Source organism: Frankia sp. ACN1ag, assembly GCF_001414035.1.
Taxonomy (GTDB): domain Bacteria; phylum Actinomycetota; class Actinomycetes; order Frankiales; family Frankiaceae; genus Frankia; species Frankia torreyi.
In genome coordinates, this window is the sequence record NZ_LJPA01000010.1 from 79,188 (window position 1) to 104,013 (window position 24,826).

General features: G+C 72.8%; 20 protein-coding genes and 4 pseudogenes. 14 read left to right on the plus strand and 10 right to left on the minus strand.

Features of this window, described 5'->3' with window-relative positions:
• The first annotated feature begins 24 nt into the window (after nucleotides 1-24).
• From UK82_RS11040 to UK82_RS11055, 5 genes and pseudogenes are all read left to right on the plus strand, one after another.
• Nucleotides 25-960, plus strand: a complete 936-nt coding sequence (locus UK82_RS11040; RefSeq protein ID WP_052681216.1) for an aldolase/citrate lyase family protein — start codon at nucleotides 25-27, stop codon at nucleotides 958-960.
• On the plus strand, nucleotides 957-2,219 hold a 1,263-nt coding region (locus UK82_RS11045; protein WP_236705784.1), incomplete at its 3' end, for an aldehyde dehydrogenase family protein. The genes UK82_RS11040 and UK82_RS11045, both read left to right, overlap by 4 nt.
• A 1-nt stretch (nucleotide 2,220) precedes the next feature.
• Nucleotides 2,221-2,420: pseudogene (locus UK82_RS37270) on the plus strand (aldehyde dehydrogenase family protein); the annotation flags it as partial.
• A 12-nt stretch (nucleotides 2,421-2,432) separates the two neighbouring features.
• Nucleotides 2,433-3,722 carry a CaiB/BaiF CoA-transferase family protein gene (locus UK82_RS11050; protein ID WP_063897464.1) on the plus strand — a complete coding sequence of 430 codons (1,290 nt, stop codon included), beginning with the start codon at nucleotides 2,433-2,435 and terminating at the stop codon, nucleotides 3,720-3,722.
• Nucleotides 3,723-4,736: 1,014 nt separating this feature from the next.
• Complete coding sequence (locus UK82_RS11055; RefSeq protein WP_055407046.1) at nucleotides 4,737-6,209, plus strand: HNH endonuclease signature motif containing protein; 1,473 nt, start codon at nucleotides 4,737-4,739, stop codon at nucleotides 6,207-6,209.
• A 143-nt stretch (nucleotides 6,210-6,352) separates the two neighbouring features.
• Here UK82_RS11055 and UK82_RS11060 read toward each other — a convergent pair whose 3' ends face one another.
• Together UK82_RS11060 and UK82_RS11065 are read right to left on the minus strand one after the other, a co-directional pair.
• Complete coding sequence (locus tag UK82_RS11060; RefSeq protein WP_055407047.1) at nucleotides 6,353-7,522, minus strand: acyl-CoA dehydrogenase family protein; 1,170 nt, start codon at nucleotides 7,520-7,522, stop codon at nucleotides 6,353-6,355.
• 90 nt (nucleotides 7,523-7,612) lie between these two features.
• Nucleotides 7,613-8,251 carry a MaoC family dehydratase gene (locus tag UK82_RS11065; protein WP_082122038.1) on the minus strand — a complete coding sequence of 213 codons (639 nt, stop codon included), beginning with the start codon at nucleotides 8,249-8,251 and terminating at the stop codon, nucleotides 7,613-7,615.
• 146 nt (nucleotides 8,252-8,397) lie between these two features.
• Here UK82_RS11065 and UK82_RS37275 point away from each other — a divergent pair.
• The 5 genes and pseudogenes from UK82_RS37275 to UK82_RS11085 all read left to right on the plus strand — a co-directional run.
• The coding region (locus tag UK82_RS37275; protein ID WP_236705785.1) for an acyl-CoA dehydrogenase family protein at nucleotides 8,398-8,654 on the plus strand (257 nt) is incomplete at its 3' end.
• A 1-nt stretch (nucleotide 8,655) separates the two neighbouring features.
• Nucleotides 8,656-9,570 (plus strand): annotated as a pseudogene (locus UK82_RS11070) (acyl-CoA dehydrogenase family protein); the annotation flags it as partial.
• Between the two features lie 48 nt (nucleotides 9,571-9,618).
• Complete coding sequence (locus UK82_RS11075) at nucleotides 9,619-10,659, plus strand: acyl-CoA dehydrogenase family protein (protein ID WP_044886423.1); 1,041 nt, start codon at nucleotides 9,619-9,621, stop codon at nucleotides 10,657-10,659.
• Between the two features lie 94 nt (nucleotides 10,660-10,753).
• Nucleotides 10,754-11,899 carry an acetyl-CoA acetyltransferase gene (locus tag UK82_RS11080; RefSeq protein ID WP_044886422.1) on the plus strand — a complete coding sequence of 382 codons (1,146 nt, stop codon included), beginning with the start codon at nucleotides 10,754-10,756 and terminating at the stop codon, nucleotides 11,897-11,899.
• 6 nt (nucleotides 11,900-11,905) lie between these two features.
• Nucleotides 11,906-13,426: a class I adenylate-forming enzyme family protein gene (locus UK82_RS11085; protein ID WP_173667268.1), complete on the plus strand. Its 1,521-nt coding sequence runs from the start codon at nucleotides 11,906-11,908 to the stop codon at nucleotides 13,424-13,426.
• An 11-nt stretch (nucleotides 13,427-13,437) separates the two neighbouring features.
• Here the strand turns inward: UK82_RS11085 and UK82_RS11090 are convergent.
• The 5 genes and pseudogenes from UK82_RS11090 to UK82_RS11105 form a co-directional block, all read right to left on the minus strand.
• A partial coding sequence (locus UK82_RS11090) for an SDR family oxidoreductase (protein WP_236705786.1) occupies nucleotides 13,438-14,142 on the minus strand: 705 nt, incomplete at its 5' end.
• A 1-nt stretch (nucleotide 14,143) separates the two neighbouring features.
• Nucleotides 14,144-14,364: pseudogene (locus UK82_RS37280) on the minus strand (SDR family NAD(P)-dependent oxidoreductase); the annotation flags it as partial.
• A gap of 54 nt (nucleotides 14,365-14,418) precedes the next feature.
• Nucleotides 14,419-14,850 carry a Zn-ribbon domain-containing OB-fold protein gene (locus UK82_RS11095; protein WP_044886420.1) on the minus strand — a complete coding sequence of 144 codons (432 nt, stop codon included), beginning with the start codon at nucleotides 14,848-14,850 and terminating at the stop codon, nucleotides 14,419-14,421.
• Between the two features lie 122 nt (nucleotides 14,851-14,972).
• Nucleotides 14,973-15,813: pseudogene (locus UK82_RS11100) on the minus strand (enoyl-CoA hydratase/isomerase family protein); the annotation flags it as partial.
• Between the two features lie 235 nt (nucleotides 15,814-16,048).
• Nucleotides 16,049-16,822, minus strand: coding sequence for an SDR family NAD(P)-dependent oxidoreductase (locus UK82_RS11105; protein ID WP_044886419.1), 774 nt, complete (start codon nucleotides 16,820-16,822; stop codon nucleotides 16,049-16,051).
• 549 nt (nucleotides 16,823-17,371) lie between these two features.
• Between UK82_RS11105 and UK82_RS11110 the strand changes: the two genes are divergently transcribed.
• Nucleotides 17,372-18,289, plus strand: coding sequence for an LLM class F420-dependent oxidoreductase (locus tag UK82_RS11110; RefSeq protein WP_044886418.1), 918 nt, complete (start codon nucleotides 17,372-17,374; stop codon nucleotides 18,287-18,289).
• A gap of 254 nt (nucleotides 18,290-18,543) precedes the next feature.
• Nucleotides 18,544-19,296 (plus strand): TetR/AcrR family transcriptional regulator, encoded by a 753-nt coding sequence (locus tag UK82_RS11115; RefSeq protein WP_044886417.1) that lies wholly within the window; start codon nucleotides 18,544-18,546, stop codon nucleotides 19,294-19,296.
• A 114-nt stretch (nucleotides 19,297-19,410) separates the two neighbouring features.
• Here UK82_RS11115 and UK82_RS11120 read toward each other — a convergent pair whose 3' ends face one another.
• A complete protein-coding gene (locus UK82_RS11120; protein ID WP_044886416.1) occupies nucleotides 19,411-19,794 on the minus strand; it encodes a limonene-1,2-epoxide hydrolase family protein in 384 nt (127 codons plus the stop codon).
• 62 nt (nucleotides 19,795-19,856) lie between these two features.
• Nucleotides 19,857-20,444, minus strand: coding sequence for a flavin reductase family protein (locus UK82_RS11125; protein ID WP_044886415.1), 588 nt, complete (start codon nucleotides 20,442-20,444; stop codon nucleotides 19,857-19,859).
• A 541-nt stretch (nucleotides 20,445-20,985) separates the two neighbouring features.
• Here UK82_RS11125 and UK82_RS11130 point away from each other — a divergent pair.
• Nucleotides 20,986-21,840, plus strand: a complete 855-nt coding sequence (locus UK82_RS11130; RefSeq protein ID WP_055407084.1) for a CoA ester lyase — start codon at nucleotides 20,986-20,988, stop codon at nucleotides 21,838-21,840.
• A gap of 61 nt (nucleotides 21,841-21,901) precedes the next feature.
• Here UK82_RS11130 and UK82_RS11135 read toward each other — a convergent pair whose 3' ends face one another.
• Nucleotides 21,902-23,269: a TetR/AcrR family transcriptional regulator gene (locus UK82_RS11135; RefSeq protein WP_044886414.1), complete on the minus strand. Its 1,368-nt coding sequence runs from the start codon at nucleotides 23,267-23,269 to the stop codon at nucleotides 21,902-21,904.
• A 370-nt stretch (nucleotides 23,270-23,639) separates the two neighbouring features.
• On the opposite strand from UK82_RS11135, the gene UK82_RS11140 reads away from it, so the two are divergent.
• Complete coding sequence (locus UK82_RS11140) at nucleotides 23,640-24,614, plus strand: NADP-dependent oxidoreductase (RefSeq protein WP_044886413.1); 975 nt, start codon at nucleotides 23,640-23,642, stop codon at nucleotides 24,612-24,614.
• The last annotated feature ends 212 nt before the right edge of the window (nucleotides 24,615-24,826 follow it).

The following is a 24,826-nucleotide window of genomic DNA, read 5'->3' on the forward strand; positions in this document are numbered from 1 at the left end:
TCTGCTGATGTGTGGAGCACTGCGATGACGGCCGGCGCGGCGGGGACCGCGGGCGTGACCAGCGGGGCCTTCCGGCGCCGGCTGCGCGACCCCCGGCCGGCGATCGGCATGTGGGTGGCCACCGGCAATCCCTACAACGCCGAGATCTGCGCCGGGGGCGGCCTGGACTGGCTGCTCATCGACGGTGAGCACGCCCCGAACGACGTGCGCAGCTTCCTCGCCCAGCTCCAGGCGGTCGCGCCGTACCCGGTCGCCCCGGTCGTGCGCCCCCCGACCGACGACCCTGTGATCATCAAGCAGCTCCTCGACATCGGCGCCGAGAACCTGCTGCTGCCGATGGTGGAGTCCGCCGAGCAGGCCGCGGCGATCGTCGCGGCCACTCGCTACCCACCCGCCGGCATCCGCGGCGTCGGCAGCGCGTTCGCCCGGGTGTCCCGGTGGACCCGGGTCGAGGGCTACCTGCACCACGCCAACGACGAGATCTGCGTGATGGTCCAGATCGAGTCCGCGGCCGGGCTCGCCGAGTGCGCGGCGATCGCCGCCGTCGACGGTGTCGACGGGGTCTTCTTCGGCCCCGCGGACCTCGCCGCCTCCCTCGGGCATCTGGGCCGCCCCGACCACCCCGACGTCGTCGAGGCGATCACATCGGCGGTCGCGGTGGTCAACGCGGCGGGCAAGGCGGCCGGGGTGAACGCGTTCGCCGAGCCGCTGGCGCGGCGCTATCTCTCCCTCGGCGTCAGGTTCATCCTGGTGGGGGCGGACGTGACCCTGCTGGCGCGCGGCAGCGAGGAGCTGGCCGCGCGCTACCGCGACGTCGCGGAGAAGAGCGACCCCACCCTGCGCTCGGGCCCCACGTCGCCCGCCGGCTCGGCACCACCCTCCCCGTCAGGCTCAACCCCCACCTCAGGCTCAGTCCCTGCCTCAGGCCCAACCCCGAACTCAGGGAGCGCGACGCTGTGACCACCACGGTAACGATGCGCATCGGCGCCGAGCGGCGCGCGGGCACGACGACCTTCGACTCGATCGACCCCTACACCGGCGAGCCGTGGGCGACGGTCGCCGAGGCGAGTCGCGCGGACGTCGACGACGCGGTCGCCGCCGCACGGGCGGCCTTCGACGGCGGGGAGTGGAGCAAGCTGTCGGGCCGGGAGCGGGGCCGGCTGATGCGCCGCCTCGCGGCCGTCATCGAAGAGCACGCCGACGAGCTCGGTCTCGCCGAGACCCGAGACAACGGCAAGCTGCTGCGCGAGATGGGCGGGCAGGTTCGCAGCCTGTCCGCCTGGTACGAGTACTACGCAGGCCTGGCCGACAAGATCGACGGCCGGGTCGTCGACACCGGCCGCCCGGACTACTTTGGCTTCGTCACCCGCGAGCCGATCGGTGTCGTCGGCGCGGTGCTGCCGTGGAACTCCCCGCTGCTGCTGCTCACCTTCAAGATCGCTCCAGCGTTGGCGGCGGGCTGCACGATCGTGGCGAAGCCGTCCGAGCAGGCCCCGGTGTCGATCCTGAAGTTCGCCGACCTGTTCGAGGAGGCTGGGTTCCCGCCCGGCGTGTTCAACACCGTCAGCGGCGCCTCCCGCGAGGTGGGGGAGTGGCTCGTCGGCCATCCGGGCGTCGACCGGGTCTCGTTCACCGGCTCGGAGATCACCGGTGCGGCGGTCGCCGCCGCGGCGGCGAAGCACCTCGCCCCGGTCACCCTCGAGCTCGGCGGCAAGTCGGCGAACATCGTCTTCCCTGACGCGGACCTGGCTGCCGCCTCCAACGGTCTGATCGCCGGCATCTTCGCCGCCGCCGGTCAGACCTGCATCGCGGGTTCGCGGGCGCTCGTGCACGCCGACGTCTACGAGGAGGTCGTCGCCCGAGTGGCCGAGCGGGCCGCCCGCATCCGTCTCGGTGATCCGAAGGACCCCGAGACCGAGATGGGCCCGATCTGCTTCCCCGGCCAGCACGAGAAGATCCGCCGGTTTGTCGCGCAGGCCAAGGAGCAGGGCGCCGACATCGTCGGCGGTGGCGGCGACGGCGGACTCGGCGGGCTGTTCTTCGAGCCGACCATCGTCGCGAACGTCACCAACGACGCCATGGTCTGCCAGGAGGAGATCTTCGGCCCGGTGCTGAGCGTGCTGCGATTTTCGTCCGAGGAGGAGGCGATCGCCATCGCCAACGACTCGCGCTACGGCCTCGCCGCCGGCATCTGGACCGCCGACATCCGCCGGGCCTTCNGGATGACCAAGGCGCTGCGGGTTGGCACCGTGTGGGTCAACGCCTACCGGACGCTGAACTACGCGATGCCCTTCGGCGGGATCAAGAGCAGTGGGTTCGGCCGCGAGAACGGCACCGAGGGGCTGCACGAGTACCTGCAGGAGAAGGCCGTCTGGATCGAGACGACGGGTGCCACCCGCGACCCGTTCGTCCTCGGCTGAGGGGCGCTCGCAGTGACCGAGACCCCCGACCCCACCGCGCTGCCTGATGTCACCGCGCTGCCCGATGCTGCAGCCGTCCCGGCACCGAGGCGGGCCGCATCGCCGGCGGGTGGCCTGGCGGCTGGCAAACCCCTGGCGGGAATCACCGTCGTCTCCATCGAGCAGGCGGTGGCGGCCCCGTTCGCCACCCGCCAGCTTGCCGATCTCGGGGCGCGAGTGATCAAGATCGAGCGGCCGGGCGCGGGGGACTTCGCTCGCGGCTATGACGAGACCGTCAAGGGTCTGGCCAGCTACTTCGTCTGGTTGAATCGGGCGAAGGAGTCGCTGACCCTCGACCTCAAGCATCCCGAGGCCCGCGAGGTGCTGGCCGGCCTGCTGGCCGGGGCCGACGTCTTCGTGCAGAACCTCGCCCCCGGCGCCGCGGCCCGCCTGGGCCTCGACGCGGCGACACTGCGGGCCCGGGATCCGCGGATGATCGTCTGCGACGTCTCCGGCTACGGCTCGGCCGGCCCGCTGCGCGACAAGAAGGCCTACGACCTGCTGATCCAGTGCGAGACCGGACTGTTGTCGGTCACCGGCGCGCCAGACGCGCCGGCCAAGGTCGGCATCTCCGTGGCCGACATCTCCGCCGGCATGTACGCCTACACCGCGGTCCTCACCGCGCTGTTCATGCGGGAGCGCACGGGGGAGGGCGCCGCCCTCGAGGTGTCGCTGTTCGACTCGCTCACCGAGTGGATGGCCCAGCCGATGTACTACGCCATGTACACCGGCGTCCCCCCGGCCCGCACCGGCACCAGCCACGCCTCGATCGCCCCCTACGGCGGCTTCCGGACCGGCGACGGCGGCAGCGTGCAGCTCGGCGTGCAGAACGAGCGGGAGTGGCGGCGGTTCTGCGAGGAGGTGCTGCGTCGGCCCGAGTTGCTGGCCGACCCCCGCTACGCGACGAATGCGGGCCGTGTCCGCCACCGCGCCGCGCTGACCGCCGACGTCGAGGCGGCCCTCGCCGAGGTCACCACCGAGCAGACTCTCGCCCGGCTGGACGAGGCGGGCATCGCCAACGGCCGGATCAACACCATCGGCGACCTGCTCGCCCACCCCCAGCTCGACGTGGGCGACCGCTGGCGGGAGGTGGACTCGCCGGTCGGCCCGCTGCGCGCGGTGCGCCCGCCCGTCCGCATCGGCGGGGTGGACCCGGTGATGGGCGCCGTGCCCGCCGTCGGCGAACACACCGACGCGCTGCTCGCCGAGCTCGGCTACGACCCCGCCGACACGGCCCGCCTGCGCGCCGCCGGTGCCGTCTGACCCGCCGGTGCGGTCCTGAGTCGCTCGGCGAGCCGCGACCGTGGTCGCGTTCGCCGGGCGGTGACCTGTCAACGCCGTCCTGACGCACTCAGCCGTCCCCCGGCGTGCTGCGCGGCGGCTGCGCCAGCGCCGGCTGGCCCGCTACGCTGCCCGCTGGTGTAGTCCGACGGAGAACTCGACGGTCCGTCGGCGCCGTCCTCGACTTGACCGTGCCGATCTCGCTGGCCTGATGCGTCGCTGGTGCCTTCTGCAGCCCCGCGCGGAGGCCCGGCCCGGGCGGGGCCGTGGTGTGCCTGGGCGTGACCAGGGCCGTCTGGGTCGAACTCGGCCTTGGCACGAATACTCGCCGCTGTGCTCGTCTGGTCGCTGGCCAATTCTTTCTCACCACCTTTGGGATGGCGCCGCCCCTTCTCCTGCGGCCGGGCGCGTTCTTTTCGTCGTCGAGATCCCACCACGTTACTGGGAAGCGAGAGGCAATTGCTGGCGCGGCATGTCGCTCACTGAAGAGTGCGCGTCGTGGTGGCGTTCCTGAGATATCGGAGCACGCTCGCGCCCGCTTCGTCAAGTCCGGCGGCGTCGACTCCGTCGCCTCTAGCAGAAGTACGGGAGAAATCAAGCGGCGACGGCGGCGGGCGACGCTTCTGGTCCATCGCTGCACGCGTTCCCGGTGGCCGCCGGGGCGTCCGTGTCCGGGCGCCGCGGTCGCGACGATCGGTCCGCACCGTCGCTGAGGATCGCACCAGTCGGCGGATCGCGCCAGCTCGCAGGCCCTTGCCAGCACGGCTCAAGGCGGGGCCGTCACCGTTTCCCGTTCCTGGCAAGCCGGACTGCCGCAGGGGTTCCTCGGGGCCGGCGGTGTCGCGCGGCGGCCAGGTCGGCAGGCTCGCGCGAGCGTGCCGAAGCGTGATTCTAGGTTGTGTCACCGTGTCGGTCCTCGTCGCGAACATTTCTCAAGATGATTACAGATACGAACATACGTTCGACATCAGGGTGTTGGTCGCCTAGGCTTCTCGCATGGTCTCGAATCCCGAGTCTCCGAGCCGGTTTCATGTGCTGGTCGATGCATTGGCCGTGACGTCCACGCAGATAGATGCAATGGTCGACGGTCCGGTGTGGTCGCTGTCCGACGCGGGTCTGCTGGAATTTCTGCAGGATTGTTCCGCCGTGTTGACGAGGCTGGCAGCATTTCGCCTTCAGATTGTCGCCGAGGTGCACGGCCGTGGGTTGGCGCGACGCGTGGGTGCGAGCGGCACCGTGGCGTTGCTGCGCGAACGCCTGCGGGTCCGCGCGGCGGATGCCAACCGTCTGGTCGATGTCGCGGTGGCCGTGGACGGTCCCTTGGCGGCGACGGGGAAGCGGCTGGCGGCGGGGGAGATCAGTGTGGAGCAGGCGCAGGTGATTGTGGCGGGTATGCGCTCGCTGCCGGCCACGGCCACCGTAGACGTGCGGCGGCGGGCTGAGGCGTTTCTCCTGCGCCAGGCCGACGAGTTCGACCCGACTGCCCTGGCTCGCCTGGCCCGCCACCTCCGCGAGACCCTGGCCTGGGCGAATGCCAGCCCCGGTGGCGATCCGCCAGATCCGGCTCCCGACAGTGGCAGCGAGGGTGGTGACTCTGCTCGCGGTGAGCCTGGTGACGGTGGAGCTGGCAGTGACGGCGGGGGTGACGGTCAGCCCGGTGGCCCCGACGATGCCGAGGCCGCGGGAGGGGGTGCTGAGGTCGCGGGAGGGGAGGACCCTGCGGGGCGACGGAAGCTGTGGATCTCCGAGTTGCCGGACGGGATGACTCGGATCAGCGGCGAGCTCGATCCCGAGGCGGCAGCCCTGCTCCGCACCGCGCTGGACCCCCTCGCGGCGCCACGCCCGGCCGTCGACGGTGCGCTCGACCCGCGTAGCCCCGCCCGGCGGCGCGCCGACGCCCTTGTCGACCTGCTTACCCGTACCCTCGACGCCGCCGTGCTGCCCGTCGGCGGCGGCGTCCGCCCGCACCTGGCCGTGACGGTCCCCTGGTTGACACTCCTCGGCCGCTCTGGTGTGCCGGCGACGACCGTTTGGGGGCAGCCCCTGCCCCGCGCGGTCCTACGCCGCCTGGCCTGCGACGCCTCGGTCAGCCGCATCATCCTCGACCCCGCCGGTGTCCCCCTCGACGTCGGTCGATCCCAGCGCACCGTCACCGCCGACATCCGCCGAGCGCTGGTCGCCCGCGACAACGGCTGCGCTTTCCCACACTGCGATCGCCCGGCGGGGTGGACCGAGGCGCACCACATTCGACACTGGATCGACGGGGGTCACACCTCGTTGGACAACTGCGTGCTGCTCTGTGGCCATCACCACCGGGTCATCCACCACCAGGGTTGGACCGTTCGGCTCGGCCCCGACCGACGCCCCGAATTCCTGCCCCCGGCCTGGATCGATGCCAGCCGCAGCCCGCGCCGAAACCCCTACGCACGTCACCCGCACGACCTGCTCTACGGCATCGCCGCCGGATGAAGCTCGACATGCGCAGCCCATACCGTTCCCGGGGGCTTGGCGGCAGCCGGGGCACTGCCGGCCGTCGCGGGCGTGCGGGATCGTGGCGCCGAGAGATCCCGCCCGCCCGCCGACGGTGTGAGCCGTCCGCCGCGCTTCGGCCGTCAGCGCAGCGGGTTGGGACGCTGGACGAGCTGGCGGGCGATCACGTTGCGCTGGATTTCGTTGGTTCCCTCGCCGACGATCATGAGAGGGGCGTCACGGAAGTAGCGCTCGACGTCGAACTCGGTCGAATAGCCGTAGCCGCCATGGATGCGGATGGCGTCGAGCGTCACCGTCGCCGCCATCTCGGAGGCGAACAGCTTCGCCATGCCGGCCTCCATGTCGGCGCGGGCGCCGGAGTCGAACACCTCGGCCGCGTGCAGGATGAGCTGGCGGGCGGCGAGGATCTTCGTCCCCATGTCCGCCAGGTAGTTGCCGATCGACTGGTGCTCCCAGATCGGCTTGCCGAAGGTCTCGCGCTCCTGGGCGTAGCGAAGCGCGTCGTCGAAGGCAGCGCGCGCGACCCCGAGGGCGCGCGAGGCGACCTGGATCCGGCCGACCTCCAGCCCGGCCATCATCTGGTTGAAGCCCTTGCCGGTCACGCCGCCGAGGACGGCGTCGGCGGGCGCCCGGTACCCGTCGAAGTGCAGCTCGCAGCTCTCGATGCCCTTGTAGCCCAGCTTGGGCAGGTCCCGAGAGACGGTGAAGCCCGGACCGTGCTCGACGAGCAGGATGCTGATGCCGCGATGCGCCGGCTTCGCCGCGGGGTCGGTCTTGCACAGCAGTGCGATCAGCCCCGACCGTCGGGCGTTGCTGATCCACGTCTTGGTGCCGTCGACCACCCAACCGTCGCCGTCGGGCCGGGCGACGGTGCGCAGGGCCTGCAGGTCCGAGCCGCCACCGGGCTCGGTGAGCGCCATGGTGGCGCGCAGCTCTCCGGTGGCCATCCGGGGCAGGTACTTCTCCCGCTGCTCCTGGGTGCCGAAGCGCAGGATCAGCTTGGAGACGACGGAATGGCCGCCGAACGCGCCGGCAAGGCTCATCCAGCCGCGCGACAGCTCCTCGGTCACCCGGGCATAGCAGGACGTCGACACGCCGAACTCGCCGTAGGGCTCCGGGATCGCGAGACCGTAGACCCCCATCTCCTTCATCTGCTCGATGAGGTCCTCGGGGTAGGTGTTGGTGTGGTCGAGCTCCTGCGCGACAGGACGGACCTTCTCGTCGACGAAGGTCGCGACCAGGCGGACGATCTGCTCTTCCTCAGGGCTCAGACGGGTGGTCACACTCGACACTGCGGTCTCCTCGCCATCCGCTGGCCGCGGCGCGTCGGCCGGGCCTGGATGGTCTCGCGGGGTGGTCGGGGCGGGATGGGGGCAGGCGGGTCAGCGCGCGGCCGGGGAATCGGGCAGGGGCGGCAGCGCCGGCGGCTTCGGGCCATGACCGCGGCGGTAGGCCAGCAGCGTCCGGCGGAAACTGATCACCTCGTCGCCGTCCTGGTTGTAGCCGTGGGTGCGAACCTCCACCACTCCGACGTCGGGCCGGGACTTGCTCGGCCGCAGTCCGAGCACGATCGAGCGGGAGTAGACCGTGTCGCCCTCGAAGACCGGGTGGGGAAGGCGCACTTCGTCCCAGCCCAGGTTGGCCATCACGTTCTGCGAGACGTCGATGACGCTCTGGCCGGTGACGAGGGCGAGAGTGAGGGTCGAGTTCACCAGCGTGCGGCCGAATCCCGTCTGCGCGGCATAGTGCTGGTCGAAGTGCAGGCGGGCGGTGTTCTGGGTGAGCAGTGTGAACCAGGTGTTGTCGGTCGCGGTGATCGTCCGACCGAGGGGATGGTCGTAGACGTCGCCCACCGCGAAGTCCTCGAAGTAGCGCCCCTCCCAGCCGCGCCGCGCAACGAGCGGGGGCGTCGCCGCGCCCGTCGCGCCGTTGCGGGCGGGTGTTTCGCTGCCGGACTGCGGGCGGATGGCGTCCCCGCTGGTGGCGGGGCTGCTCGTCGGCGGGTTGGTCGGTGTGGTCATCGGTCGATCATCGGTCCTCCGGCTCGGGGGCGGCGCCCGCGCCCCGTGTCGAGCCCTGTTCGCGAGCGGGCGCCCGGGCCTCCTGGTAAAGCTAGTATCTGACAAGGGCGTCACGAGATGCCAGGCGGTGGGACGGAGGCCGACGAATGGACCTTGACTTCTCGAAGGAGCAGGTCGAGTTCCGTGAGCAGGTGCGAACCTGGCTCGAGGAGAACGCCCCCCGGGAGATCCGCCCCGAGATGGGCCCGGCGATGCGTGAGTATGATCTCGCCTGGCAGCGCACCCAGTGGGAGGGCGGCTGGGCGGGTATCTCCTGGCCGCAGGAGTACGGCGGCCGTGGGCTTTCCCTGCTGCAGCAGCTGATCTGGTTCGAGGAGTATGGGCGCGCCGGGCTGCCGGGCATNGATGCCTGCTTCGTCGGCCTCAGCCACGCCGGGCCGACCCTGATGACGCGCGCGACCGAGGAGCAGAAGGCCTATCACCTACCCCGCATCCTGCGCGGGGAGGTGATCTGGTGCCAGGGGTTCTCCGAGCCGGACGCCGGTTCCGACCTCGCCGCGCTGCGCACGAGGGCCCGCATCGAGGGCGACGAGCTCGTCGTGTCCGGGCAGAAGATCTGGACCAGCTTCGCCACCCTCGCGGACTGGCAGGAGTTGCTGGTCCGCACCGACCCCGAAGGGTCGCGTCACCACGGCATCTCCTGGGTGATCTGTGACATGCACACCCCAGGCATCGAGGTGCGCGGGATCGAGACGATCGAGGGCGGCGCAGAGTTCTGCGAGGTCTTCTACGACGACGTCCGCATCCCGTTGGAAAACGTTGTCGGCGGGCTGAACAACGGCTGGAGTGTGGCGATGTCCACACTGTCGTTCGAGCGCGGCACCGCCTTCACCGCCAACCAGGTCCGCCTCGCCAGCACCGTGGAGAAGCTCATCGACCTGGCGAAGGAGCGCACCGGCCCCGACGGGCGGCGCCCGGCGATCGCCGACGACGAGATCGCGCGACGCCTCGCGACCGCGCGCGCCGAGGTCGCGTCGCTGCGCGCCATGACCTACGCCGGCATCTCCCGCAACATGCACCGCGACCAGCCCGGGCCCGAGGGGTCGATGGTCAAGCTGTTCTACTCCGACATCGCCAAGAAGGTGTACCGGCTGGCGTTCGACCTGCTCGGCGCGGACGCCCTGCGGTTCGTCTCGCGCTGGGAGCCGGGCGGCTGGTCCGGCAACTACCTGTACTCGTACTCGGTGTCCATCGGCGGGGGGACGTCCGAGGTCCAGCGCAACATCATCGGTGATCGGGTGCTCGGTCTGCCGCGCTGAAGCTCACCGATCCCCCAGCAGCCATCGAAACACCCTGAGGAGCGCACCGTGGACCTGCTACCCACGCCGGGCCAGATGGAGATAGCCTCCCTCGCCGCCGACTTCTTCGGCAACGAGCTGCCGATCTCGGTCATCCGGGAGCGGCGCGACGAGCCCGTGGTCGTGGACCGGCGGGTCTGGTCGGAGAGCGCGGAGCTGGGCCTGTTCGGCCTGGGCATCGCCGAGGAGCTCGGTGGCGCCGGGTGTGAGCTGGCCGAGGAGACGCTGCTGTTCCGGGAGATGGGCCGCCGACTGGTGCCGGGGCCGTTCCTGCCGACCGTGCTGGGCGCCCGCGTCGCGGCGCTGGCCGGCCAGCACGAGACGGCGTCGGCGATCCTGTCCGGGAAGGCGGCGGTGGGCCTGGCCCTGCGCCGCGGCCCGGACGGGTTCGAGGCCGCCACCACCCCCTCGACCCTGGACGGGCGGTTCCAGCTCCTCGACGCGGCCGACTCCCGCTACGTCCTGCTGCTCGACCCCGCGGGTGCCGCGCTGGTCGAGACCGCAGCGCTGACCGATGTGCACTCCGAGCCGGCGATCGACCCGGGCATCCGGCTGGCCGAGGCGCGCGCGGAGGCGGTGCCGATCATCGCCTGGGTGAGCACGCAGGAGGAGCCGATCCGCCTGCGTGCGCTCGTGCTGACGGCGGCGATGAGCGTCGGGATCGCCGAGGCGACCCGCGACCTGTCCACCGAGCACGCCAAGGTACGGGTGCAGTTCGGCCGGCCCATCGGGGTCAACCAGGCGATCAAGCACGCCTGCGCGGACATGGCGGTGCGGGCCGAGGCCGCGCTGTCGCAGGTGCTGTTCGCGGCGATCTGCGTCCAGGACGGGCGGGCCGACGCCGAGTTCCAGGCGCTGGCCGCCAAGAGCGTCGCCGGCCGCTACGCCGTCGAGAACGCCTCCGCCACCATCCAGGTGCACGGCGGCATGGGCTACACCTTCGAGCACGACTCGCACCTGTTCCTGAAGCGGGCGCACGTCCTGGAGCACCTGCTCGGCGAGCCCGCCGACCATCTCGCGCGCCTGGTCGCCCAGCCGGCGGCGCAGTAGCCGGCCCCTGCCGGCACCCGATCGGAGGACACATGACTCGACCGCCGTCCCGCCCGACCCTCCTGCGCCCCTGTCTGCCCGCGGGGGCCGGGCGATGAGCCGACGGGTCGCCATCGCCGGGGTCGCCTTGTCGGACGTGGGCCGCACCGACGGCTCCACCCCGTACGCGCTGATCGCCCAGGCCAGCCGCCGCGCGCTCGCGGACGCCGGGCTCGGGCCGGGTGACGTCGACGGGCTCGCGTCGACCTCGCTCGGGACGCTGGCGCCGATCGACGTCGCCGAGTATCTGGGCCTGCGCCCCCGCTGGATCGACTCCACCACCGTCGGCGGGGCGTCGTGGGAGGTCATGGCCGCCCACGCCGCCGATGCGATCTCCGCCGGGCATGCGGACGTGGTGCTGCTCACCTATGGCTCGACGGCCCGTTCCGACCTGCGTAAGCGGTTGCGCACGGCGAGCCTGAACTGGGGCAGCCGCGGCCCGCAGTCGTGGGAGGCCCCCTACGGCCACACCCTGATCTCCAAGTACGCCATGGCCGCCCGTCGGCACATGCACGAGTTCGGCACGACGATCGAGCAGCTCGCCGAGATCGCGGTCTCCGCCCGCTACAACGCCGGCCCGAACCCGGAGGCGTACTACCGCGACCCGATCACGATCGACGATGTGCTGTCCGGGTCGATGATCGCTGACCCGTTCACCAAGCTGCACTGCTGTATCCGCTCGGACGGCGGCGCCGCGGCGGTGCTCGTCGCCGAGGACCGCATCGCCGACCTGCCGCGTCCGCCGGTGTGGGTCCTCGGCACGGGCGAGTGCGTGACGCACGTGTCGACCAGCCAGTGGGAGGACGTGACCACCGGTCCCGCGGCCGTCTCCGGGCCGCTGGCGTTCTCCCGGGCCGGGGTGAGCCCGGAGGACATCGACGTCTGTGAGCTCTACGACGCGTTCACGTACATGCTGATGGTCACCCTGGAGGACCTCGGCTTCTGCAAGAAGGGCGAGGGCGGCCCGTTCGTCGCGGACGGGCGGCTGCGCCTTGGCGGGGCACTGCCGACCAACACCGACGGTGGTGGCCTGTCGGCGTGCCATCCCGGGCAGCGCGGCCTGTTCCTCATCGTCGAGGCGGTGCGCCAGCTACGCGGCGAGGCCGAGGGCCGGCAGGTGCCGGACGCCCGGCTGGCCTGCGTCAGCGGCACCGGCGGCTGGCTCTGCTCGTCGGGGACCGTCATCCTCGGGCGGGACTAGCCCGGCGTGGGCGGCTCCCCGCCGCTGGGCGCACCCGACTCGTACGCGACGGTCGGGGTGGCGCTGGACGCCGCCGCCGAGCGGTTCGGTGAGCGGGAGGCCTACGTCGGGCCCGACGGGCGGATCAGCTTCGCCGCATGGGCGGCGGCCGCCGACGCACTGGCCGGGGCGCTCGCCGCGCGGGGGATCGGCCCGGGGGACGTCGTCGCGCTGATGCTGCCCTCGTCGATCGACTACGCCATCTGCTACGCGGCGGCGGCCCGGCTGGGAGCGGTCACCACCGGGCTGAACACGCGCCTGGGTTCCCGGGAGGTGACGGGGATCCTCGACCGGTGCCGGCCCGCGCTGGTGATCGTCGACAGGGACGCGGGCCTGCCGGCGGTGCCGGCGGGGCTGCCCGTGCTGGCGCGGTCCGAGCTCGCGGCGCTGCGGCGCCACCCCGGGCTCGGCCGCGACCGCCCGGCCGTGGCGCCGGCGGACCCGGTGGTGATCATCTGGACGTCCGGGACGACCGGGCTGCCCAAGGGGGCCTGGTTCGACCACCGCAACCTCGCCGCCGCCGTCGCCTCCGCGGGGGTGATGAGCCGGCCGTTCGACCGCCGGCTCGTCGCGACGCCCTTCGCGCACGCCGGGTACATGGCGAAGATCGTCGACCAGCTCGCCTGGGGCACCACCATGGTGATCAGCCCGGTGCCCTGGTCGGCAGCGGGGATGGCGGACATCCTGCGTGACGAGCGGATCACCGTCGCCGGCGCCGTGCCCACCCAGTGGGCCAAGCTGCTGGAGCTGCCCGACGCCGAGCGGACCGTGCGCGCGGTCGCGACGCTGCGTCTGGGGCTCGCCGCGACCGCGCCCGCCGCGCCCGAGCTGGTGGAGCGGGTCGTCACCCGGCTGGGGGTGCCCCTCGTCGTCCGCTACGCCATGACCGAGTCGCCGAGCATCTGCGGCACCGAGCCGGACGACCCGCCGGACGTGCAGTTTCGCACGGTGGGCCGGCCCCAGACCGGTATCGAGATCGCGCTGCGCGACGACGCCGGGCGCGACGTCGCGACCGGCGAGGTCGGCCGGGTCTGGGTCCGCGGCGACACGGTGATGCGCGGCTACTGGAACGACGCCGACCAGACCGCGGCGGTGCTGCGCGGCGACGGCTGGCTCATCAGCGGCGACTTCGGGGCGCTCGACGCCGACGGCAACCTGCGGCTGCGCGGGCGGGCCAGCGACCTCTACATCCGCGGCGGGTACAACGTGTACCCGCTGGAGGTGGAGAACGTGCTGGCGGAGCATCCCCGAGTGCGGCGCGCGGCGGTCATCGGCGCGCCGGCCCCGGTGATCGGCGAGATCGGGGTCGCCTTCGTCGAGCCGGCCGACCCCGCGAGCCCGCCGGATCTTGCCGAGCTGCGGGCCTGGGTGCGGGGACGGCTGGCCGACTACAAGGCGCCGGACCGCCTCGAGGTCGTCGAGGCGCTGCCGCTGACCAGCATGCTCAAGGTGGACACCGCCGCCCTGCGCACGCTGGCCGCGGGCTGAGCTGGGCGCACTCAGCCGCCGAGGCGCAGGCCGGGGGCGCGGGTGCGGAAGATGTCGGTGGCGAACAGGGGGCCGAGCTTGGTGGCGTCCCAGCGCTTGCCGCCGTTGTTCACCACGGCCTGCTCGTGCCAGCCGCCCATGAGCTGGATGCGCTCGCCGATGGCCTTGATGACCTGGCCGCTGACGTGGCCGGCCTCGTCGCTGGCGAGCCAGGCGACGACCGGGCTGCACAGCGACGGGTCCTTGGGGTCGAACTCGTCCTCGGGCCGCTCGTCGGGCTCCAGCGGCTTCGCCTGGCCGGGCATGGTGCCCGACAGCCGGGTCAGGCCGCCCGGGCCGATCGCGTTCACGGTCACGCCGATGCTCGCCAGCTCCAGCGACAGCGTCAGGGTCAGCCCGACGATGCCGGCCTTCGCCGCGCTGTAGTTCGTCTGGCCGAAGTGGCCGGACAGGCCCGCGCCGGAGGTCGTGTTGATGATCCGGCCGTAGACCTTGCCGCTGTCGGCGGCCTTGGCCGCGGCCCGCCAGCGCTTCGCGACCGCCCGGCTGACCAGCCAGGTGCCGCGTAGGTGCACCCGCAGGACCAGGTCGAAGTCGGCCGTGCTCATGTTCCACACGGCCTTGTCGCGCACGATGCCGGCGTTGTTGACGACGATGTCGAGGCGGCCGAACTCGTCGAAGGCCCGGGCGACGCTGGCCTCGACCTGCTCCTCGTCNCCGACGTCCCCGAAGTCCGCCACGGCGGTGCCGCCGCGCTTTTCGATGATCTTCACGACCTCCTCGGCATCACGGCCGCGGCCCTCGCCGCTGACCGTGCTGCCGAGGTCGTTGACGATGACGGTCGCGCCGTGCTTGGCGAGTTCGAGCGCGTGGCCACGGCCGATGCCGTGGCCGGCGCCGGTCACCAGTGCGATCTTGCCGTCGAGCAGGCCTGCCATACGAACTCCCTGGGTGGGTAGCTGGAACGGGTGTGTCGCGGGAACGGGGCGAGCTCAGCCGCCGGCGGCCGGGTCGGCGGGGCGGAAGACCGGCGCGGTGATCTCGTCGGTCAGCTCGCGGTAGGCGACCGTCAGCGGCATGCCGATGTGCAGGTCCGCCGGGTCGGCGTCGATGATGTTCGTCATCACCCGCGGCCCTTCCACCAGGTCGACCAGGGCCGCCACGTAGGGGATCCGCTCGGCGAACGGGTGCAGGTCGTTCACGAACACCGTCGAGTAGGTGTAGAGGGTCGCCTGCCCGCTGGCGTCCTCCCAGGACACGTCCTCGCTCCAGCAGAACGGGCAGAACGGGCGGGGGTAGTGGTGCGCCCGCCCACAGGACGCGCAGCGGGCGATCAGGAAGCGGCCCTGGCGGGCGGCGTCCCAGAAGGGCCGGTTCTCGTCCTCGATGGTCGGCAGGTCGACCCGGGGTGCGCCGGTCGCCATGGGTGTCCTCCTCGGATCAGTGGCCGCGGTTCGCGTGGCCGCGGATCAGTAGCCGCGGTACTCGGGGGAGCGGCGCTGGACGAACGCGGTCACGCCCTCGGTCGAGTCGTGGGCGTGCGACNGCAGCTCCTGGGCCATGCCCTCGGCCAGGAAGGCGGCGGCCCGGTCGACATCCGGGGACTCGTTGAACAGCCGCTTGGTCAGCGCGATGGCGCTCGTCGCGGCGCCGGCGAGGCGCTCGGCGAACCCGGCGGCGGTGGCGGCGAGCTCCTCGGCGGGCACGACCCGGTTGACCAGGCCGAGGGTGAGTGCCTCGCTCGCGGGCAGCTTCTCGCCGAAGAACGCCAGCTCCTTGGCCTTCTGCATGCCGATGCGCCGCGGCAGCAGGTAGGCGCCACCGGCGTCGACGACCAGGCCGCGCAGCACGAACGACTCGACGAAGACCGCGTTCTCCGCGGCCACGACGAGGTCGCTGGCGTACGCCAGGTGCGCGCCGAGGCCGGCCGCCGGCCCCTGGACGACGGCGATGACCGGCTTGCCGCAGTCGAGGACCGAGGACACCAGCCGCTGCGCACCGGTCATGATGCGCCGCATGGCGTCGGTGACCCGCTTCTCGGCGCCCTGCGCCCGGCTCGCCGCGATCCCGGTGACGTCGGCGCCGGAGCAGAAGTGCCGCCCGTTCGAGGCGAGCACCACCACCCGGACCTCGGGGTCGGCGTCGGCCTGGGCGAGCAGATCGATGATGACGTCGCGCATCGCCGGCTGGATCGCGTTCGCGGCCTCCGGCCGGTTCAGGGTGATCGTCGCGATCCCCCCCTCGACCGTGTGCAGCACGGTGGTCCCGAGCGGGCCCGCCGGGGCGGACACGCCCTGGACAGACGCGGCGGGGCCGGACACGCCCTGACCTGACGCGGCGGGGCCTGACGCGGCGGGGACGGTGGCGGCGCTGCCCGGCGCGCTCATCGGACCTGCCGCCGCGGTGCGGCGGGTGCTGATGGCATGGATGGCTCCTGTTCGTCGGTGCTCAGCAGGGATCCCGCCCCGCCGTGCCCGCTTGCGGACCCGTCGGCGACGGGTCCGGCACTCCCTGATCGGGCGATCCCGGCTTGGGTGATCCTTGATCTGACAGTGATGTCCACTGTCCCCTCGTGGCGTGCTCCCCGGTGGCGTGTGCCCCGGTGGGTGGCGACCGGCACGCTCAGCCCTCGCCGGCGGCGGCGTCGCCGTTGGCGCTGAAGCCGCCGTCGGCCGTCACCGTCGCACCGGTGACGAAGGCGGCCTCGTCGGAGGCGAGCCACGCGGCCGTGTACGCGATGTCCATCGGGTTGCCGATGCGGGTGAGCCGTCCGCCGCCGGTGAGCGCCCCGGAGTCACCCGGCGAGCTCACGACCCGCCCGACGACGATGGTGTTGGAGCGGATGCCGTCGGCGGCGCCCTCGACGGCCAGCGTACGGCTCAGGGCGTTGACGCCGCCCTTGGCCGCGGCATAGGCGCCGAACCCGGTGAACCCGGCGATGGACTGGCCCGAGGAGACGTTCACGATCGCCGCCCCGTCGGCCTCGCGCAGGTACGGCCAGGCGTACTTCGACGCCCAGAACACGTTGCCCGTCAGGGTGCCCAGCAGGATGTGGTTCCACTCCTCGGTCGTGTAGTCGGCGATCTTCTTGATCGTCGAGGCGACGGCGTCGGTCGGGGCGGCGTTGTTCACCAGCGTGCTCAGCGCGCCGAAGCGCGCGGCCACCGCGTCGATCGTGGCGTGCACGCTGGTCTCGTCGGTGACGTCGAGGGGGAAGAACTCCGCCTCGCCGCCGGCGGCGCGGATGCGCGCGACGACCTTCTCACCCTTGGCGACGGTGCGGCCGGTCACGGCCACGCGCGCCCCCTCGGCGGCGAACAGTTCCGCCATGGAGCGGCCGATGCCGCGGGTCGATCCGGACACGAGCACGGTCTTGCCCGCGAGGCGGGTACCCATCGTTGTGGCTTCCTTCCCTGACCTCGCCGTCGGGCTCCCCGCGGCCGCGGGGTCCGGCGGCGGGCCGCGGGGACAGGACGAGATCGGGCGGCCCGGGCGGCGGGCCGCGCTTCCCGCCGTCGGGCGGGCGTCTCGGCAGCGGCCCGCGGCGCCGACACTTGTGACGTGGCTGTCAGAACAGCATAGTGGGTATGGCTGCCCATCCGCCTCCGGAAGCACCCGCGCCGGGCGGCGGCTGGTGCGCAGGGGCCGCGCAGGCGGCCCGAAGCCACGCCGGAGGTGACGCGCACCGGTGCCGTGGCGGCCTGCACCCCCCGACCCCCGTCGGGCGACCCGTGTCAGAACAGCCTGCATCCGCGCGCCCGTCGCCGCCGGTTCCCGCCCGGCGGCGGGCGGACCGGGGGACTGCCCGGTTCCCGGCGGATGACGACCCGTGGGACTGCCCGGTTCCCTGCGAGCGACGACCCGTGGGACCGCCAGGTCCCCGGCAGATGACGAGTGAGCCTGCGGGACCGCCCGGTCCCCGGCAGGCAACGACGGAAGGTGTCCATGCGCCTGAACCTGATGTTCCCGATGCGCGCGGTGAAGCACTACGACCGCTGGATCGGGGACGGAGACCTGGCCGAGGTCGGCCGGCTGGTGGAGGAGGCCGGGTTCGACGCGGTCTCGATGAGCGAGCATCCGATCCCCGACGACGCCTGGCTCGGCAATGGCGGGCACCACGCGTTCGACCCGTTCGTCTCGCTGAGCTTCCTGGCCGCGGCGACGACCCGGCTGCGGGTGATGACCTACGTCGCGGTCGCCGGCTACCGCAGCCCGTACCTGCTGGCGAAGTCCGCGGCGAGCCTGGACCGGCTCAGCGGCGGGCGACTCACCCTGGGCGTCGCCGCGGGCTACCTGAAGACCGAGTTCGCCGCGCTCGGCGCCGACTTCGCCCAGCGCGGGCGCCTGCTGGACGCGGCCATCCCGGCGATGCGGGCCGTGTGGACGGGCCGCAGCGTCGACCGGGACGACCCGACGTTCCCGCTGCACGGGCACACCTCGCTGCCCGGCCCGGCGCAGGCCGGCGGCCCGCCGATCTGGATCGGCGGCAACAGCAACGCGGCGCGGCGGCGCGCGGTCACCCTTGCCGACGGCTGGATGCCGATGGGGCAGTCCGTCGCCGTCGCGAAGATCACCAAGACGCCGCCGATGGAGGACGTGGCGGCCCTGGCCGAGGCCGTGCGCGGGGTGCAGGACCGGCGCGCCGAGGCCGGGGCGGCCCCGCTGGACGTGTCGTTCGTGCCCTACGAGGCCGAGCTCCTGCCGGACGTCGACGCCTTCACCCGCGCGGTCGCGGCGTCCTACCGGGCGTACGAGGATGCCGGCGTCACGTGGATCACCATCGAGCCGACCAGCCGCAGCCTGGCCGCCTTCCGAGAGGACATCGAGCGGATCGGCACCGCCCTCGCCGCCCTGGTCCGCTAGCCTCGCCGCCGGCCCGCGATGGTCGACAGCCGCCCGCGGGTGACGGACGGCGGCCGAGGGCGGGTCCGGCCCGCGGGGCGAGGGGATCGCCGTCCGTACGATGGAGGCCTGGCCATGGTGACGAACGGTGCGACGCCGGCATCACGGCCAGGCCGGCGGCGCCGGTGGGTGGCTGCCGGGGTCCGACGAAGGGGATTCGAGACGGTGGAGGTCCGCGTGCCGGTGCGTGCGGGGTCCGGCCCCGGGGCGGCGGCGTGACACCTCCGGTGGACGCGGGCGGCAACAGCCGGATCCGCCCGGTGGAGGTGGCAGCCGGAAATGATCGGGTCCGCCCGGTGGACGAGACGGCCGGGAACGGTCGGGTCCCCCCGGTCGACCCGGCCGGGAACGGGCGGTTGTCCGCGACCCTGGCGATGCGGCGCCGCGCGATGGCGGCGGACCTCATCGAGCAGGCCGCGCTGGAGCTGTTCACCACCCGGCCGATGGACGAGGTCACCGTCGAGCAGATCGCGGCCGCCGCCGGGGTGTCGGTGCGCAGCTTCTACCGGTACTACCCGGGCAAGGAGATGATCCTCACCGCGCTGCCGGTCCGCCTCGCGACGGCGATCGCCGAGGAGACCGCCCGCCGCCCGCCGGCGGAGGCGCCGTTCGCGGCGCTGCGTAACGCCGTCGACGCGCTGACCGGGGAGACCAACGACTACCTGCGCCGTTGGCAGCGCGCCATGGCCCACAGCTACGGCAACGAGCGGGTGCAGCAGCTCGTCGTCACCGTCACCAGTCCGATGCTCACCGAGGCCCTCGCCGGGCGGGCGGGGCTCGCCACGGACGATCTGTGGCCGGAGCTGGCCGGGATCAGCGCTGCCACCGCGCTCGTCGTCGGTGCCCGCCGCTGGGCGGCGCGCCGGGGGAGCCTGCGGGCGCACCTGATGGAGGCGCTCGACCTGCTCGGCGGCGGACTGGGCCCCGGACCGGCCCCGGACGTCACCGGGACGCCCGGTCGCGGCTAGAAAGCGGAGCCTGGCGGCCGGCCTGTGCCCCCCGGGACGACGAATCCCCGCGTACCGGACGCCTCGACGGCCGTACGCGGGGATCGCGTCCGCGCCCGGGCGCGGGAAGTCGTGTCAGGCGGGCGCGAGGGCCTGCTCCAGCTCCTTGATGTCGTAGTAGTCGCGGATGACGGAGATCAGGCCGTCGGCGTCGAACGTGAACACCCCGCACCAGTGCAGGACGACGGACCGTCCGCCCATGGTGAGGCTGTCGAGCCGTTCGGTGAAGACCACGGAGTCGGTCGAGGCCACCGTGACCAGCTCGTACTGGAACGCCGAGTAGAGGGCAGCCTGACGGTCGAACTCCGCGCGGATGGCCGGACGTCCGACGACCGCCGGCTGCCACGCGCTCACGTGGTAGCGGGCGGTCGTGGCGACGAGGGCGGCCGCCGCGTCGTAGTCCCGTTCGACCAGCCGGTCGAGGAACTGGCGGACCAGAAGCTCGTGCTTGTCGCTCACTCACACTCCCGTGATGGGGTCGATGGGGGCGGTGGCCCGGCGGCGAGGCCGGGCCCGGGGCGTCAGGACTTCGCCTGCTCGCGGTACTTGCGCGCGCTTTCGAGCTGAGGGTGGTGGTTGCGGTCGTACTGCTCGATCCACTCCTTGGGCAGGGCGCCCCACGCCGGGCCGACGCGCAGCCGCTCGCCGTCGTGAAGCTGTTCCGCGGCGACGACGTCGGCGACGAACAGTGTGCTCTCGTCGATGTCGAGGGAGTGCACGACCCGTCCCTCGACGTAGCTGAGCGCGTCGAGCAGGATCGGGGTGCCGGTGACGCCCGGCTTCGTCCGGAACTGGCTGATCTTGTCCCCGTCGCGGCCGGAGCTTCCGCCCAGGCCCATGAGGATGTCGAGGGAGATCGCGAACTGCTCCTCCGGAGTCGCCGCCAGCAGGTGCATGGCGAAGACGCCGGACTCGAGGACCAGGTCGTGGGTCAGGTTGTACTTCGTGAGGCTGATCGTCACGCGCGGCGCCTCGGGCACGATGCTCGCGGCGCCGGCCGACAGCGACATCAGGCCGTTCGCCCGGCCGTTCAGAATGGTGGTGACCGCCACGGGGAACGGCCGCAGCCCGTTCAGTGTCGAAGCGGCTGCCTTCAGGTCCAACGTCATCGGGACTCCTCGCGTGAAGCCGGCACGGGGGCCGGACGGACATGGCTGCCGCAGGGACCGTCATCCGGTTGCCCGCCGGCCGCTCCAGGCGGAACGTCGTGAACGGCGGCCGCGCCGCCCCGTCCGGCAACGGGGGCGGCGTGACCTGCCATACGTGGCACGTTATGCCACATCTGGCATGATCTGCAAGGGGTCGGTGTCCGTGTCTGACGGCTCGTACATGTGGTTCGGCGCGAGCCGGATGGGCGCGAGTCTGGTCGGGGGCGGCTGTCGACCGTCCGGAGCGGCCGGCGAACCGGGCGGAAATGTATCGTGCGTCTGACGAACACGTCACGGCCGTGGGTGGCCGGCGCGCCAGGTCCGAGGGAGTGATGAGGTGTCGGGACACCCGACGGGGCAGCACGACGAGGGGCGGATCACGGGCAGCGCCGACGGCGGCCCCGCGGGTCCGGGGGACAGCGGCCCCGCGGGTCCGGAGGACGGCGGCCCCGCGGGGCCGGGGGACGACGGGCCGGGCGGGGGCGCGGGTCGCTGCCGGGCGATCCTGTCGGTGCCCGCGACGGAGGAGAAGCGGATCCTGCGCGCCTTCGACCGGGGCGCCGACGAGCTCGTCTTCGATCTCGAGGACGCGGTGGCGCCGCAGCGCAAGGACGACGCCCGCGCGCTGCTGGCCGGTGTGCTCGCCGAGCTCCTCGCGAGGCCCCGGGCGGGCGGGGCCGGGGTGTCCGTGCGGGTGAACGCGATCCGGTCGCCGTGGTGCCATCTCGACATCGCGGCCTGCGTGGCGGCCGGCGACGGGCCGCTGTCTCTCGTCATCCCCAAGGTGTCGGACGCGGGCGATCTCGCCTTCGTCGAGCGGCTGCTCGACGGGATCATCGCGGCCACGGGGCGCACGGCACCCGTGCGGGTGCAGGCGCTGATCGAGAACGCCGAGGGCCTGTCCCGGGTGGCGGAGATCGCCGCGCACGGCGGCCGGCTGGAGGGCCTGATCCTCGGGTACGCCGACCTCGGCGCGTCGCTGGGCCGGGCCTCGAGCACACCGCCGCAGCGCTGGCTGTACGTCCAGGACCAGGTGCTCACCGCCGCGCGCGCCCACGGCCTGCGGGCCATCGACGGGCCCTACCTCGGCACCGCGGACGACGCCGGGCTGCGCGCGGCCGCCGAGCATGCCCGCGAGCTGGGCTACGACGGCAAGTGGGTCATCCACCCGGCGCAGATCGGCACCGTACGGGAGACGTTCACCGCCGGGCCCGAGGAGGTCGCCCGCGCCCGGGCGGTGCTCGCGGCGCTGGCGGACGCGCATCGTCGCGGCGCCGGCGCGGTCGGTCTCGACGGCGAGATGATCGACGAGGCGCTGGCCGTCGCCGCCCGCCGCGTGCTCGCCCGTGCGCGGTAGTGGCTGCGCGGTAGTGGCTGCCTGCGCGGTGGTGGCTGCGCGGTAGTGCCGGCGGGGTGCGTCAGGCTGCGGCGTGGCCGATCGGTCGGCCGTTGAGCAGGCCCCGCTCGATGACGGTGCCCAGCAGTGCGGCGGCCTCGTCGGGGGTCTTCGGCGGGGCCATGTTGACGGCGGTGTCCGGCAGCCGTTCGAGCAGGCAGAAGAACACCAGGCCGGCCACGTCGAGGTCGAGGGGATAGGTCCGCTCCACCTGCTCGAGCAGGGCCGCGTAGTCGGCCCACATCTCGTGCCCCACCTGGCGGCGCACCACGTCCAGGCGCGGGTCCTGCGGCGCCGACTCGATCCAGGTCCGGGTGACCCCGACGTAGCGCAGGTGGAACGCGACGAAGTCGGCGAGCCAGCCGCGCAACCGGCCGAGACCCTCCGGGCCGAGCGTGATGCCGCGGATCTCGACGCCGAGGCGGGTGCTGACCGCCGACGCCTCGGCGCTCAGCGCCAGCAGCAGGTCCAGCTTCTCGTCGAAGTACTTGTAGAAGGTGCCGCGGGCCAGGCCGGCCGTCGCGACGATGTCGTCGACGAACGAGAGGTGGTAGCCGCGCTCGGCGAAGCACTGGATGCCGGCGTCGAGGATCTGCCGGACGGTCGCCGACGCCCGCGGGCTCAGGGACGCGAACCGCTCGGTCACCTCGGGCACCGGCGGGGACGGGACCGCGGCCAGCGGGGGGCGGCGCACCGGGCGGACAGCGTGCGCGGACCCGACCGGCTCGGCTCCGAGCTGCGCGAAGGCGCTGGCCGGGGTGTGCGGGAACAGGATGAGCTGGAGTACGACGGCGAGGTTGTCGACGAGCGCCTCGGCCGGCTGCCCGTCCCCGAATCCGCTGTGCCGGAAGTAGTTGAACCGGTTCACCAGGGTGGTGAGCGTCATCGCGGCGTCGACGGGATCGATGCCCTCGACCTGCGAGGAGACCAGGCGTTCGGCGATCCGGTCGTAGTACGACTCCAGAAAGCCGCTGATCATCGGCCGGACCGACGTCCGCGGCGAGTCGACGTTCGCCCACTGCACGAACATCGTGGCGTACTTGTCGTAGACCCAGGCCCACTCGCCGAGCCACCAGTGCAGGTTGTCGAAGCCGAGAGCGGTGGGCCCGAGTGGACCGATCCGGCGCACGACCCGCATGAGGGCGCCGCCGCACTCGTTGAGCAACTCGACGAAAATCGTCTCCTTGCTCTCGAAGTACTGGTAGAGGGTGGCGCGCGAGACACCGGCCGCGGTGGCGATCTCGTCGACCGACGTCCCGTGGAAGCCCTGCGACTCGAACAGGTCCAGCGCTGCCGTCACGATGCGCGCACGAGTGCGGGTGCCGCGCGCGCCGACCACGGGGCTGGTCGGACCGTAGCTGGCCCGTCGGAGGATCTCGTTCTCGGACATCTATGTCAGAGTATGCGATCCGCTCCGGTGTGGTAGTGGCACCTACCCGGCTGGGCGAGTCGGGCTCGCGACGACGACGGGCCACCGGAATGCCGGGTATCGAGGGCTGGCAGGGGACTTGCGTCGAGCCCGGCCGATCATCTCGATAGTGAAGTCTGTTGAGTTACAGGAATACATCGTGTCAGAAACTTGAAATATGGCGGACGGTCTCCGCTCCGCCGAGCCCGATCGGGTGCGGAGCGGGGGCGACGCGCGCCGGCCGCGCCGGTTCCCGCCGCCCCGGCCCCGGACCGGCGAGGATGCGACCCGGCGCCGAGGGGCACGGAGGGAGCGGGACCAGAATGAGGGCATGGACAACGAGGATGCTCGCATGAAGGCGATGAGTTTCGCGGAGACCGGCGGCCCCGAGGTCCTCCACCTGGTCGACGTGCCGCAGCCGCACGCGGGGCCGGGGCAGATCCGGATCGCGGTGCGGGCGGCCGGGGTGAACCCGGTCGACTGGAAGATCCGCAACGGCTCGACCCTGCGCACCATACCCGTGCCGCTGCCGCACATCCCGGGCCTGGAGGCCGCGGGTGTGGTCGACGAGGTCGGCGCCGGTGTCGAGGGTGTGTCGGTCGGTGACGAGGTGTTCGGTGCGGCGCAGAACGCCTCCGCCGAGTACGCCGTGCTCGACGAGTGGGCGCCGAAGCCGCCCCAGCTGACCTGGGCGCAGGCCGCCGGCCTGGCGATGGCCGTCGAGACCGCCGCGCGCGGCCTCGACCTGCTCGGCATCACCGCCGGCGAGGAGTCGGGGGCCGGCCTGGAGCTGGGGGCCGGTCAGGAGTCGGCGGCCGGGTCGGAGTCGGCCGGGACGACGCTGCTGGTCAACGGCGCGGCCGGCGGCGTCGGGCTCGCCGCCGTGCAGCTCGCGCAGGCGCGTGGGGCGCGGGTGATCGGCACCGCCAGCCGGGACAACCAGGAGTACCTGCGCTCGCTCGGCGCGGCGGCGACGGACTACGGCCCGGGTCTGGTCGACCGGGTCCGCTCGCTGGCCCCGGACGGGGTCGACGCCGCCCTCGCGGTGTCGGGCGCGGGTGCGCTGCCGGATCTGATCACGCTGACCGGCAGCCCGGACCGGGTGGTGTCCATCGGTGACGTCACCGCGGCGGAGCACGGCGTCCGGTTCACCACCGGGGCGGAGGGGCGGGCCTTCTACTCGCTGCGGGAGGCGGCGACGCTCGCGGCCGCGGGCCGGCTCACCATGCCGGTCGCCCGAGCCCTGCCGCTCGCCGAGCTCGGCGAGGCGCACCGGATCAGCGAGGCGGGCCACGTGCGCGGGAAGCTCGTCGTCGTCCTCGACTGAGCTCGGCGCCGGGCCGGTTCCGGCGCAGACCGCCCGGGGCGGGGCTGCGTCGCGAACGGCGGTAGGGTCGTAAACGGAGGATCCTCCAGTACTCCGAGATCTCCAGTTTCCGAGATCTCCCAGTACTCCAGTACTCCAGGACTCTCCAGTACTGCGTGGATCCTCCAGTACTCCTCCGCCCCACCCCGCGCGCCGCACGCGCCGGGACCGGT